General features: G+C 63.1%; 13 protein-coding genes. 8 read left to right on the top strand and 5 right to left on the bottom strand.

The annotated features are described in order from the left end of the window. The first annotated feature begins 25 nt into the window (after positions 1-25). The 6 genes from flhA to VQ044_RS10435 are packed head-to-tail and all read left to right on the top strand — an operon-like array spanning position 26 to position 4,660. The gene (gene flhA / locus VQ044_RS10460) at positions 26-2,113 is read left to right on the top strand and encodes a flagellar biosynthesis protein FlhA (RefSeq protein WP_327623882.1); all 2,088 of its coding nucleotides are present in this window, start codon (positions 26-28) and stop codon (positions 2,111-2,113) included. Further along, a complete protein-coding gene (locus tag VQ044_RS10455; protein WP_327647107.1) occupies positions 2,110-2,865 on the top strand; it encodes a flagellar biosynthetic protein FliR in 756 nt (251 codons plus the stop codon). Before flhA ends, VQ044_RS10455 begins: the two co-directional genes overlap by 4 nt. Further along, entirely contained in the window at positions 2,862-3,269 is a 408-nt protein-coding gene (locus VQ044_RS10450; protein WP_327647105.1) for a hypothetical protein, read from the top strand. Before VQ044_RS10455 ends, VQ044_RS10450 begins: the two co-directional genes overlap by 4 nt. Before the next feature lie 35 nt (positions 3,270-3,304). Next, entirely contained in the window at positions 3,305-3,829 is a 525-nt protein-coding gene (locus VQ044_RS10445; RefSeq protein ID WP_327647103.1) for a rod-binding protein, read from the top strand. A 10-nt stretch (positions 3,830-3,839) separates the two neighbouring features. Beyond that, positions 3,840-4,193: a hypothetical protein gene (locus VQ044_RS10440; protein WP_327623878.1), complete on the top strand. Its 354-nt coding sequence runs from the start codon at positions 3,840-3,842 to the stop codon at positions 4,191-4,193. Next, positions 4,190-4,660 carry a hypothetical protein gene (locus VQ044_RS10435; protein ID WP_327623877.1) on the top strand — a complete coding sequence of 157 codons (471 nt, stop codon included), beginning with the start codon at positions 4,190-4,192 and terminating at the stop codon, positions 4,658-4,660. Before VQ044_RS10440 ends, VQ044_RS10435 begins: the two co-directional genes overlap by 4 nt. A gap of 108 nt (positions 4,661-4,768) precedes the next feature. Here the strand turns inward: VQ044_RS10435 and VQ044_RS10430 are convergent, their stop codons facing one another. Beyond that, entirely contained in the window at positions 4,769-5,110 is a 342-nt protein-coding gene (locus tag VQ044_RS10430) for a hypothetical protein (RefSeq protein ID WP_327623876.1), read from the bottom strand. Between the two features lie 315 nt (positions 5,111-5,425). Here VQ044_RS10430 and VQ044_RS10425 point away from each other — a divergent pair, with 315 nt between their 5' ends. Next, positions 5,426-5,896, top strand: coding sequence for a hypothetical protein (locus VQ044_RS10425; protein WP_327623875.1), 471 nt, complete (start codon positions 5,426-5,428; stop codon positions 5,894-5,896). A 47-nt stretch (positions 5,897-5,943) separates the two neighbouring features. Here the strand turns inward: VQ044_RS10425 and VQ044_RS10420 are convergent, their stop codons facing one another. The 4 genes from VQ044_RS10420 to VQ044_RS10405 all read right to left on the bottom strand — a co-directional run bounded on the left by VQ044_RS10420 (position 5,944) and on the right by VQ044_RS10405 (position 11,226). After that, positions 5,944-6,255 carry a polyhydroxyalkanoic acid system family protein gene (locus VQ044_RS10420; protein WP_327623874.1) on the bottom strand — a complete coding sequence of 104 codons (312 nt, stop codon included), beginning with the start codon at positions 6,253-6,255 and terminating at the stop codon, positions 5,944-5,946. 145 nt (positions 6,256-6,400) lie between these two features. Further along, a complete protein-coding gene (locus tag VQ044_RS10415; protein WP_327647100.1) occupies positions 6,401-7,738 on the bottom strand; it encodes a DEAD/DEAH box helicase in 1,338 nt (445 codons plus the stop codon). Between the two features lie 228 nt (positions 7,739-7,966). Continuing rightward, the gene (locus tag VQ044_RS10410; protein ID WP_327647099.1) at positions 7,967-9,214 is read right to left on the bottom strand and encodes a D-alanyl-D-alanine carboxypeptidase family protein; all 1,248 of its coding nucleotides are present in this window, start codon (positions 9,212-9,214) and stop codon (positions 7,967-7,969) included. A 188-nt stretch (positions 9,215-9,402) separates the two neighbouring features. Next, positions 9,403-11,226 carry an ABC-F family ATP-binding cassette domain-containing protein gene (locus VQ044_RS10405; RefSeq protein ID WP_327647098.1) on the bottom strand — a complete coding sequence of 608 codons (1,824 nt, stop codon included), beginning with the start codon at positions 11,224-11,226 and terminating at the stop codon, positions 9,403-9,405. A 508-nt stretch (positions 11,227-11,734) separates the two neighbouring features. Between VQ044_RS10405 and VQ044_RS10400 the strand changes: the two genes are divergently transcribed. Continuing rightward, positions 11,735-12,139, top strand: a complete 405-nt coding sequence (locus tag VQ044_RS10400; RefSeq protein ID WP_327650918.1) for a hypothetical protein — start codon at positions 11,735-11,737, stop codon at positions 12,137-12,139. The last annotated feature ends 57 nt before the right edge of the window (positions 12,140-12,196 follow it).

The raw sequence follows: 12,196 nt of genomic DNA, 5'->3' as shown, positions 1-12,196 counted from the left end.
AACGCTTGCCGTAGAGAGTAGCATCATGGCCGTCGACACGCTGGACCCCGTATCCGCCGAAACCAAGGGCGGTCGCGATATCGGTTTCGCGATCGCGGTCGTTTTCGTCCTCGCAGTCCTCTTCGTCCCGATTCCGGCTTTCCTCATCGATCTGGGCCTGGCGCTGTCGATCGCCCTGTCGGTGCTGATCCTGATGGTGTCGCTGTGGATTCATAAACCCCTTGAATTCTCCGCTTTCCCGACCGTTCTGCTGCTTGCCACCATGCTGCGCCTGTCGCTCAACATCGCGACCACGCGCGTCATTCTGTCTCAGGGCCACGAGGGCGTGAACGCGGCCGGCCATGTGATCGGCGGATTTTCGCAATTCGTGATGGGCGGCGATTTCTTCATCGGTATCGTCGTCTTCCTCATTCTGATCACTGTCAATTTCCTCGTCATCACCAAGGGCGCGTCGCGTATCGCCGAGGTCGGTGCGCGCTTTACCCTCGACGCGATCCCCGGCAAGCAGATGGCGATCGATGCGGATCTGTCGTCGGGCCTGATCGACGACAAGCAGGCGCATTGGCGCCGCAAGGAGCTCGAGGAGGAGAGCGCCTTCTTCGGCTCCATGGACGGCGCGTCGAAATTCGTGCGCGGTGATGCCATCGCCGGTCTCATCATCACCGCCGTCAATATTTTCGGCGGTATCGTCATCGGCATCAGCCGGCACGATATGGACGCGGCCAGCGCCGCCGAAGTCTTTACCAAGCTGTCGGTGGGCGACGGACTGGTCTCGCAGATTCCCGCGCTGATCGTTTCGCTCGCCGCCGGTCTTCTCGTGTCCAAGGGAGGGACGCGCGGCGCGGCCCAGACCGCCGTCATCGGCCAGCTCGGCTTCTATCCCCGGGCGCTCGCTGTATCGGCGATGTTGATGGCCTTGCTCGGCTTCATGCCGGGTCTGCCATTCCTGCCATTCATCATCCTCGCCGGGCTGCTCGCTTCGGTCGCCTATCTCGTCCCGAAACGCCGCAGGGAGGTGGTCCGCAAGGCGGACGCCGACCGCAACCAAGAGCAGGAAGTGGCTCGGGAGGCGGAACGCACCTCGGTGAAGGAATCGCTGAAGATCGTCGAGATCGAGCTCGTGCTCGGCAAGCAGACGTCGGCGCATCTTATGCTGCAGCGGGACGAACTCGCCCATCGCGTCCAGAAGATGCGCCGGCGGTTTGCCGGGCGTTATGGCTTCGTCGTGCCGGAAATCAAACTATCCGACGATCTTGCCATCGAAGCGAAATCCTACGAGATCAAGGTTCACGGAACGACGGTCGCATCGCAGCAATTGCGCCTCGGCGAACATATGGTGGTCCTCGGCGACGCTTCGGTGCCGGACGTGCCCCACGATCTGACCAAGGAGCCGGCATTCGGCATGCGCGCAGCCTGGGTCCCGGAGAGTTTTTCCGCCGAAGTTCGGCGCCAGGGCTTCGAGCCGATCGACACGCTGTCGATCATGTTGACGCATCTGTCGGAGACGATCCGCAACAACCTCGCCCAGCTTCTGTCCTATAAGGACATGCGCTCCCTGCTGGACCGTCTGGAGCCCGAATACAAGCGTTTGATTGAGGAGATCATACCCACTCACATGTCGTATTCCGGCCTGCAGGCCGTCATGAAGCTGCTGCTGGCGGAGCGGGTGTCGATCCGAAACCTCAGTCTCATCTTGGAAGCGATAGCCGAGATCGCGCCGCATGTGCGCCGTTCGGAGCAGATCGTCGAGCATGTCCGCATGCGCATGGCGCAGCAGATTTGCGGTGACCTTTTGCACGATGGCAAGCTCGGTGTCCTTCGCCTCGGCAACCAGTGGGATCTTGCCTTCCATCAGGCGTTGAAGCGTGACGCGAAGGGCGAAGTCACGGAGTTCGATATCGACCCGCGCCTTGTCGAGCAGTTTGCCACGGAAGCCACAAAGGTCATTCGCGAGAAGATGGATCAGGGCGAGATCTTCGTGCTTGTCTCCGCCCCCGACGCGCGGCCCTATGTCCGCATGATGATCGAGCGGATTTTCGTCAATCTGCCGGTCCTCTCCCATCTCGAGATCGCCCGCGGCGTCGACATCCGGGCTATCGGTTCGATCTCGTGACGGCGGAACTCTCCGACATCGTCTTCTCGCTGTTTCTGATCTTCTGTCGGATCGGCACCTGCCTGCTGCTCATGCCAGGTTTTTCGTCCTCCCGCGTTCCGTTGCAGGTCCGGCTGTTCCTGGCCTTCGCGATATCGCTGGCGCTGTCCCCGGCCTTGCTGCCGGTTCTGCAGCCGCTTGTGGCTGGGTCGGGAGACAATGCCCGGCTGTCGCTGATGGTGACCGAAATCCTCAACGGCTTGTTCATCGGACTACTGGGGCGCAGCTTCATGATCGCGCTGCAATTTGGTGGATATGTCATCGCCAATTCCATTGGCATGGGCCAGTCGATGGGCGTGCCGATCGATGACCAAAGCCCGGCTCCCGCCGTGGCTTCGCTGGTGACGCTGACTGCCACCACGCTGATCTTCGTCCTGAACCTACATGCCGAAATCGCCAGGGCTCTCGTCGCCTCCTACAGCGCGATGCCCGCCGCCGCGGGTTTTTCCGTGCGCGGCTCCCTCGTCAACATCACTGACAATCTCGACGAGGCCTTCCTCTTGACTCTTCGGATTTCGAGTCCATTCGTCCTGTATGGCGTCATCGTCAATTTTGCGATCGGGCTGGCCAACAAGCTGACGCCGACGATCCCGATCTACTTCATCTCGCTGCCATTCGTGCTCGCCGGCGGGTTGGTTCTGTTCGGCTATGTGATCAGCGATTTCCTGGTTCTGTTCATGCAGGACTTCGAGCAGTGGATACTGACCGGATGAGCGAAAACCGATCCAAACTCCACCGCTTGGAGCGACTGATGAAGGTGCAGGGCCAGAAGCGTCTGCTCGAGGAATGGCGCCTGGGACATCTTCGCAAGGAACGCAACGAGATCGACCGATCCGACTCCGAGCTGCTCGGCAGTCTCGGCACGACGTCGGAGCTGCACGGCCTCTTCGTCGAGGCCAAGGTCCGCAATCTGCGGCGCAACGAGGCGGCCCGCCGGGTCAATCTCGAGCGCCAGACCGAGACCGAGAAGAAAATCCAGTCGACCCGTCGATCCGAGAAGGGCGTCGAGAAGTTGCGCGACGAAACGCGTCGATCGACGGTCGTCGAGGACGAGGCGAAAGATCTGGAAGTCGGCGTCGACGGATTTCTGGCTCGGAAGCGGACAAGCTTCGAATAAGGCCGGCGCGATACAAGAGGCGAACCTGCCGATTCATGAGCCGACTGTCGCCGATGACCGTTTCCCCCATCCTATCCGCCGCGAAGACCGAGCCGACGCAGATCGCGCCGCGCGTTACTGATTCTCGTATGGTCAAGGATGCGGCCTCGACCGATTTCGCGACGATTCTCGACGCGGCGGCCCCCGATGTCACGTCGGAATCGCCGCCGGCACCGATCATCCCGCTTGTCGCCCATGAAGCGCGGGCTGTGCCGCCTCTCGAGCAGTTCGAGGGCTTCGTCCTGCGCAGCTTCGTCGAATCGATGTTGCCATCCGAAGCCTCCAGCTATTTCGGATCCGGCACCGCCGGCGCGATCTGGCGTTCGATGATGGCCGAGGAGATCGGCAACGAACTCGCCAAGGGCGGCGGCATCGGTATCGCCGCTTCGATCGCCAACGAGCCCGGTGGTGGCTTCGGCGCGGTCGATGGCCGCGAGGCCGCCAGCGACAGCCTGAACCGCATGCTTCGGCAAAACGACATCGCGCGGGCCGGGGCCATCCGCAAAGACAGTGCAGAATAGGAACGTCGACTTGGATACCATGCTCGCAAAGGCCGTTGATCGGCTCGAAACCGCCCTTGCCACCGAGACCGACGCGCTCAGCGCCGGCAAGGCGCTCGATCTCATGGAGATCACCGCCCGCAAGAACCAGAGCCTGCTCGAGCTCAGCCGTCTGGCGCGCCGAGCCGAGGCCTTGCAGGAAGACCCGGACGCGCGAGAGCGTTTGACGGGCCTTGCCAAGGTTATCGAGCAGAACCGCCGCGCGCTTGAACTGCATGTCCGCGCCAGTCACGAGATTTCGGCGCTGATCGCCCGTTCGATTACCGACGCCGAATCCGACGGCACCTATAGCTTGCAGCTCGGGCGCAAGGCCGTTCGGTCGTGATCAAACTGGTGGCTGTCGGTCTCTGGGTCTGCATTGTCGCCCTCGGATCCAGCTATGTCATGGCCTCGATGAACGCTGATGCCGCCACCGAAGGCACCGAGTCGACCTATTTCGAAGGGCTCGACTACCGCAAGACCGGCAATATCACCATTCCGATGATCGCGGACAACGCGATCCAGGGCTATATTCTCGCGCAATTCGTCTTCACCATCGACGGCAAGGTGGCCCAAAAGCTTCAGGTTCCGCCCGACCCGTTTATCCTCGACGAAGCATTTCGACGGCTTTACTCGACGGACGGCTTCAACTTCGAGGAGCCGCAGCGCTTCGATCTCACCTCATTGACCACTTCGATCCGCGACGCGGTCAATGCCCGCTATGGGCAGGTGCTCGTGCACGAACTTCTGGTGGAGCAGTTCGACTACATCGCCAAGAAGGACATCCGCAACGGACGGCCTGAGTCCCAATAGAGTCGCCCGCCGCGCCGCCATCTCTGGACGCAGACGAGGGGCCCTGGATCGTGGTCAGTCGGTGCGAAATGCCGACGGAAAATCGGTCCCCGTTTACCTCATTCCCCGCTACTCGGTGATCGCGTAGTAGCGGCCGGTCAGGCGCAGGATTTCCGCCCGGTTCGCGGCGACAACGGGACCGGTAAAACGCAAGCCGATCTGGAGTCCGCGGGTCCACACCAGTGTGGCCGGCTGAAACGTACAATCCACCTCGTCATAGAGCGCGATCTGGCTCGGCAAGCGGCGGGCGGCATATCGTCCGATACGCGCGCCCTTCGAGGAACGGTCGATCGCCGTGCCGTCCTCCAGGAATGTCCGATCCAGGGACACGATCTTGACCGGCTGGATACGGGTGCGCCGACGGGGCACCATGCGGCTATCGGAGCGCGGTGGGGTCGAATGCATCGTCATGGCACGCATCCTATCGCGGCGATGGCGAACAAATCCTCAACGCCTGCCGGGTCGGGTGGCTCTGCCCTTCGTGGGATTTGTCCGAGATCGACGTCATCACAGGGGTGGAACATCGGCGCCGCGCTCGATCCCTCTTCAAGCGCTAGGGCGGAATGAGGATAAAGCGCTGAGCCGGTGTCCGCTCGCATTCCGCGCCGGCTGACTAAAATCGATCCCGTTTGGTCGTGATCTATAAAACCTTAACCTGTGAATGCGATGTTCCCTGGTGGAGGCCTTCGACCGGCTTTCGTCGAATATCAAGGGTTCGAGGTTCTCTTGTCCACATCCATTCCCCATCAACCGACCGTCAAAGCGTGGCCACCGGCCGACTTGTATCCGCCTCCCCCGCGCTCTGACCGGATCGTGAATCTGGGCTTGGTAGGGCTGGGAATTCTATCGATTAGCTTCTTCTCAGCCGTCACCATCATATCCGCGCTGGACCCCAGTTATTTCACCCGCCCGCTGCTCGACCAGATGATCACCGGGTCGACGGACAAGCCAGGTGACTTGGTCGAGGGGGCAATACCGGTGCCCAAGTTGGTTCGGGCTGTCGCGCTGACGCCGCGGGATTTCCAGATCGTCATGGTTTTCGGTTCGGAAGCGCATCTGGCCTCGCCCGGAGAGCTCTGGCGCGTGAGGGTCGGATCATTGGTTCCTGGGCTCGGGGAGATTCTCGCGATCGAGCCGGGAGAGAACGGCGGGACCGTGCGCGCCCAGAACGCGACCTTGACCGGCGTTCGCAACTGAGGGGTATGCCTCGCAGCATCCAGCCTGCTGTCGGCTGACCCGTTGCGCTACTTTTTCTCCAGCAGCACCTGACCCTCTTTGCGGAGGCGGCCTTTGAGCTTCTCGGCGATCGCTGCAAGGAACACTGGCAGATCCACCTCGACGTGGACCGCATCGTCGAGAACGTCGAGGCGTCCGGTTACCGACTGGCCCATTACCCGTGCCCGGAAGTCGAGATGCTCGCCCGTCCAGACATCTTCGAACTTGACCATGCCGCCGAGCATGTCTTGGCGCAGCTTGCCGAAACTCTCCTCGATCCGCGTGCGGGCCGCCTCGCGGCTCAGCTTGTGGGGAATGTCGACCTTGATCGTTTCGGCCATCAGGGGCTCCTTGTTGCAACAGCCCGGCATATGGCGACGGCGCTTTGGCTCCGCAACTCACGGTTCGCCGATGGATGTCGCTGACGACGAAAAAAGGGCGACCTCGCGGCCGCCCCTTCGCATTTGCAAGAAGCGCGCCGCTGACTCAGCCGACCGTCGCCGAACGGGTCTGACCGCCGCCGGACCGCCGGCGCCTGTTGCCGCCACTGGGCTTGGCCTTGTTGCCGGCCGCCGGACGCGCGCCGCGACCCTCGCCGAAGCGTTGGCCACCACCGCCAGGGCGTCGACCCTGGGGTTTGGCGCCACGCGGCGGGCGCTTCTCCTCGGGAGCGTTCAGATCGACATGAGCCGCGTAATCGGTCTTCTGCAAATCGAATGTCAGGCCCGTGAGCTTTTCGATCTGGCGCAGCTTCGAGCGTTCGGAGGGATCGACCAGCGCCACGGCGATGCCGGATTTGCCGGCCCGCGCGGTGCGGCCGATGCGATGGACGTAGCTCTCCGGCTCTTCCGGCAGGTCGAAATTCACCACGTGGCTGATGTCGTCCACATGGATGCCGCGGGCGACGATGTCCGTGGCGACCAGCACGTTGATATTTCCGGACTGGAAGGCGGCGAGCGCCTTCTGCCGCGCCGCCTGGCTCTTGTTGCCGTGGATCGCGCCGGACTCGATGCCGGCCTTTTCCAGATCGGCGGACAGCCGGTTGGCGCCGTGCTTGGTACGGGTGAAGATCACCACCTTGGCGAATTCGGGCTGGGCGAGCTTTTCGATCAGCCAGAGCTTCTTGGCCTTCTGCGGCACGAGATAGACGCTCTGATCGATCTTTTCGACGGTAATGACTTCGGGCGTCACCTCCACCCGGACCGGCTTGGTCAGGATCTTGGCCGCGAGGTCCTCGATCGAGCGCGGCATGGTCGCCGAGAACAGCAGCGACTGGCGCTCCTTCGGCAATTGCCCGACGATCTTCATGACGTCGCGCACGAAGCCCATGTCGAGCATCCGGTCGGCCTCGTCGAGAACGACGTGGCGGACCTCGCCCAGGATGATGGCGCGCTGGTTGACGAGGTCGAGCAAACGGCCTGGCGTCGCGATGACGATATCGACGCCGCGGCGCATGGCCTCGATCTGCGGACGAATCGACACGCCGCCGAAGATGACGTGGTGCGATAGCTTCGTGCCGGCCGTGTAGGCCTTGACGTTGCCGGCGATCTGCGAGGCGAGCTCACGGGTCGGCGTCAGGATGAGCATCTTCGGCGTCTTGGGAGCAGGGCGCCCGCCCTTTTCCAGAAGCGCATGGATGACTGGCAGCGAGAACGCCGCAGTCTTGCCGGTTCCGGTCTGAGCGACGCCGAGGACGTCGCGACCCTGCATCACGGCGGGGATCGCCTGCGATTGGATCGGTGTGGGTTGCGTGATGTCGAGACGCGCAAGCGCGTCGAGAAGCGTGTCGGCGAGGCCGAACGCCTTGAAATCGGTATGGGTCAATGGATGCCTTACGGGATGCGGACGATGCGTCCGCGAAAAAGTCGATCGTCTTCGCGCATGCGGACGGATCGACGGGCCGTGTCGAAATGCGAAACCCTCGACCGAAGCCGTGGGCCGATTCGATTGGCGCTGGCAAAAATCTCAAAACCTGGGAGGTTTCGGGAAACAAGCAGGCGCTGCGCGATCACGGCGTGATGCCAACGCATATCGGCTTTAATGTGCGGCGCGTCAAGGCTCTTTCGCACTGCGCCATGTCAAATGGCCGGCGATCGTCTCGCCGATCCGCCGCAAAAAGCTCTTCCGCGCGACCGGTTTGGCGGCGTGCAGCGGCACGTCTCGTACGGTTTCGTCGCCGCGCGAGAACCGGATCCAGCCGAGCCGCTGGCCTTCCGCGACCGGCGCCACGACCGGACCATTGTCGATGATCGTCCGCGTCATGTCGGCGAGACTGCCCCGTGGCACCAGCAAGCGGAGTTCGGAATCGGCGACGAGGGACACCCTGTCGACAACACCGTCGCTGACCGGCATTTCTCCGACCGGCTCGCCCGCCTTGATCAGCACTACCTCCTCGAAATCCTGCAATCCGTATTCCATCAGCCGCCGCGTCTCGCTCGCGCGCTCGTCGGCCGATCGCATTCCGCTCATCGCCAGCACGACGCGCCGGCCATCGCGTTCGGCCGAAGCGACGAGGCCAAAGCCGGCCTTGGCCGTGTGGCCTGTCTTTAGCCCGTCGGCGCCAACGCGCAGCAAAGGGTTGCGATTCTGCTGCTTGATGCCGTTGAAGGTGAAACTCTCCTCGGCGAAGAGCGGATATTCGTCTGGAAACTCACGGATCAGATAGGCGGCCAGAAGCACCAGATCGCGCGCCGTCACATATTGCTCCGGGTCGGGCAGGCCGTGCGGATTGGTGAAGTGGGAGTTCGTCAGGCCGATCCTTTTGGCTTCGGCGTTCATCGTCGCGGCGAAGGCCTCGACCGAGCCCGCGATGCCTTCCGCCGCGACGATCGTGGCATCGTTGCCCGACTGGATGATGATGCCTTTGATCAGGTCGTCGAGGCTGACCTCGGATTTGAGCGGCAAGAACATCGTCGAGCCACCGGATTCCGCGCCGCCCTCCCGCCATGCTTTTTCCGAGACGGTGAAGCGGTCGTTGCGCTCCACGGTGCCTTGGCGCAATGCGTCGAAGATCACGGCCAGCGTCATCAGCTTGGCGAGGCTCGCCGGCGCGATCCTCTCGTCGACGTTTTTCTCGTAGAGCACCCGGTCGGTGGAAAAATCGACGAGGAGGGCCGTCGGGGCGGTGGTTTCGAAGGCGAAGGCGGGCAGGGGCAGTAGGGTGACGAGGGCGAAGGCAAGCATGACGAGCAGCGCCGGGAAATATCTGGCCCGATGCGCTATCCGCTCCGTTCGGGTCCGGCCGGTTGCTATCGCTAGCGCACCCGGCGTCGACACCGGTCTCTTCGGGGCTTCGATCATTGGCGTCTCCGTTTCACTTCGTCTGCGACCGCGCACCGGCGTCGTGAGATGAAGGATGCACCCGATCATACGCAGTTTCGATTAAGAAGAGCGTGAAAGCTATCCCGCGGCCATCCCTGCGTCCGGATGCGACCGTACGTATGTCGATTGCGAGACGATCAGTGCCAGGCGCAGATCTGGAAACAGCTTCACCCCTCGATCTCAGCCCGCTGCATTTCCAGTTGCAGCCAATCGTCCTCGGCCTTCGACAGCGCGGCCCGGTTCGTGTCGACCGCGCTCGCCAGTTCGGCAAAGCGCTTGGCGTTCTTGGCAAAGAGTGCCGGGTCCGCCATTTCGGTCTCGGCCTTGGTGATCGCCGCTTCCAGTCTGGCGATTTCCTTCGGCAGGTTCTCGAGTGCGAATTTCTGCTTGAAGGAGAGCTTGGGGCCGGACTTCGTCGCGCTCTGCTGGGCACCCGAGCCACCGGAACGGCGTAGGGGTTTGGCCGCCGCGGTGCCGCCGGTGGCTTCGGTCTTTCGAGCCTCGCGCTTCTGGGTGAGCATGTCCGTATAGCCGCCGGCATATTCCAGCCAACGGCCATCGCCGTCCGGCGAAATCACGCTGGTCACCGTGCGATCGAGAAAATCGCGGTCGTGGGAGACGAGAAGGACGGTGCCAGGATAGTTGGCGATCAACTCCTCCAAAAGGTCCAGCGTCTCCATGTCGAGGTCGTTGGTCGGCTCGTCGAGAACCAAAAAGTTAGCCGGCGTCGCCAGAGTCTTGGCCAACAGCAGGCGTGCCCGTTCGCCGCCGGAGAGCTTGCCTGTGGGGGTGCGGATCTGCTCCGGGGTGAACAGGAAGTCCTTGAGATAGCCCACGACGTGGCGCGGCTCGCCATTGACCATCACCTGGTCGCCGCGCCCGTCGGTGATCGCATTCTGCACCGACAGATTGTCGTCGAGTGCCGCGCGCTTCTGATCGAGGAAGGCGAGATCGAGATTGGTGCCGAGCTTGACCTTGCCGGAATCGGGTTTGAGCTCGCCGATCAGCATCTTCAACAAGGTGGTTTTGCCGATACCGTTCGGACCGACGAAACCGACCCGGTCGCCCCTGGCGATTCGGGTGGAGAAATCGTCGATCAGCGTGCGTCCATCGTAAGCCTTCGAGATACCGACGGCCTCGATGACGAGCTTGCCGCTCTCGCGGGTCGCGCTGGCCTCCATCGACACCTGGCCGACGGCGCGGCGGGTATCGCGGCGCTGCTGGCGCAGATCGTGAAGGGCGCCAAGCCGGCGCATGTTGCGGGTGCGCCGCGCGGTGACGCCGTAGCGCAGCCAGTGCTCCTCGCGCACGATCTTGCGGTCGAGCTTCTGCAGATCGCGTTCTTCCTCTTCCAGCACCTTGTCGCGCCACGCCTCGAAGCCGGAAAAGCCCTCGTCCAAGCGTTTGGCAGCGCCGCGGTCGATCCAGACGGTGGCCCGGGTGACGCGTTCCAGGAACCGTCGGTCGTGGCTGATCACGACGACGGCGCTCTTCATCTGACGCACCTCGTCCTCCAGCCATTCGATGGTCGGCAGGTCGAGATGATTGGTCGGCTCGTCGAGGAGGACGATGTCCGGCTCAGGCGCCAGCGTTCGGGCGAGTGCCGCGCGTCGGGCCTCGCCGCCGGACAGGTTCTCCGGCTTCATCTCCTCGGTCAGCCCCAGCGCGTCGAGGCACCGCGTCACCCGGTGCGGGTCGTCGGCCGGGCCGAGACCCGAGGTGACATAGGCGCCGACGCTCGTGAAGCTGCCGAAGTCGGGCTCCTGCGGCAGATAGCGCAGGGTCGTGCCGGGCTTCAGGAAGACCTCGCCGGAATCCGGCTCGACCTGTCCGGCGGCGATCTTCAACAGCGTCGATTTGCCGGAGCCGTTACGCCCGACCAGCGCGGTGCGCTCGCCGGGCAGGACGTTGAGTTCGACGCCGGTCAGAAGCGGCGTGCCGCCGAAGGTGAGGCGAACGCCGTCGAGGCGCAAAAGGGGAGGGGGTGCCATGGCGGCGTTCTAGCCGGGATGGCGGGAAGGGGGAAGAGCGGCGCGGCCGGGATCGCTGCTCCCCTTGGCACGGCCTTCCAAGACCGGTGCAACACTTCAGTATAAGTTGCTTGAAAGATTCGCGATCACGGTAAATTTTCGTTTACGGGCGAGGGCTAGTCTCAAGGGATGAGAGTCCGTTTCGAAACTCACTGCGGCGGGTTCAAAGGCCCCTCGGATGGTCGCTCCGCAATGACATGATACCCGATTTCCGCGGGTTTGGGCGTCCCGGGTGAACCATGNTGAGAGTCCGTTTCGAAACTCACTGCGGCGGGTTCAAAGGCCCCTCGGATGGTCGCTCCGCAATGACATGATACCCGATTTCCGCGGGTTTGGGCGTCCCGGGTGAACCATGGAGGCTGGTCTTGGCAGGGTTTCGAAACGGCCTCTGAGTCCCTGGACCTCGTCATCGCCGCGCAAACGTTTCGCTCGCCAGCCCAACCGGTTCCGGCGGAAACGGCGTACGTGGTTGCCGTATCGCATGATCCGGGATGCCGTGTCGGTTGCCACGGTTTTCGCGGTCATGGTGGGTGTCGGTGTTGCCAGGGAGCAGGGATGGCTCGACCATCTCGACCGCTTGCTTCCCACACAGTCGCAATCGACCGGGCCGCGCTCTGCCGCACGTCATATTCCGCTTTGCTCTGGTTCGGTCCGCGTGACCTGTGTCGTCGATGGCGACACGGGCTGGGAGGCTGGCACGAAATGGCGGATGACGAGCATCGACGCGCCGGAGGTCTCGAAGCCCGGCTGTGCGGCCGAAAAAAGCATGGGCGATCGGGCGACGCGGCGGCTCCAATCGCTGATGTCCGGCGGATATTCCTTGCAGGGCGGTGGACTGGATCGGGGAATGTCCCGGTCTCTGTTGAAACTCTGAAGTGGGCGGCGTTGCCCGCCTCGAGCCGTTAGGCTCGGGGTGCCGATTCCACTGAGG

Origin of the sequence: Aurantimonas sp. C2-5-R2 (assembly GCF_036549495.1) — a bacterium.
Taxonomy (GTDB): domain Bacteria; phylum Pseudomonadota; class Alphaproteobacteria; order Rhizobiales; family Rhizobiaceae; genus Aurantimonas; species Aurantimonas coralicida_A.
The sequence above is the reverse complement of the archived record's forward strand: the minus strand, read 5'-3'. Positions and strand labels throughout refer to the sequence as shown.

Coding starts and splice junctions, on each gene's coding strand:
- flhA (WP_327623882.1), top strand. CDS start 26: ATGGCCGTCGACACGCTGGACCCCGTATCCGCCGAAACCAAGGGCGGT.
- VQ044_RS10410 (WP_327647099.1), bottom strand. CDS start 9,214: ATGATCGAAGCCCCGAAGAGACCGGTGTCGACGCCGGGTGCGCTAGCG.
- VQ044_RS10450 (WP_327647105.1), top strand. CDS start 2,862: ATGAGCGAAAACCGATCCAAACTCCACCGCTTGGAGCGACTGATGAAG.
- VQ044_RS10430 (WP_327623876.1), bottom strand. CDS start 5,110: ATGACGATGCATTCGACCCCACCGCGCTCCGATAGCCGCATGGTGCCC.
- VQ044_RS10420 (WP_327623874.1), bottom strand. CDS start 6,255: ATGGCCGAAACGATCAAGGTCGACATTCCCCACAAGCTGAGCCGCGAG.
- VQ044_RS10405 (WP_327647098.1), bottom strand. CDS start 11,226: ATGGCACCCCCTCCCCTTTTGCGCCTCGACGGCGTTCGCCTCACCTTC.
- VQ044_RS10445 (WP_327647103.1), top strand. CDS start 3,305: ATGAGCCGACTGTCGCCGATGACCGTTTCCCCCATCCTATCCGCCGCG.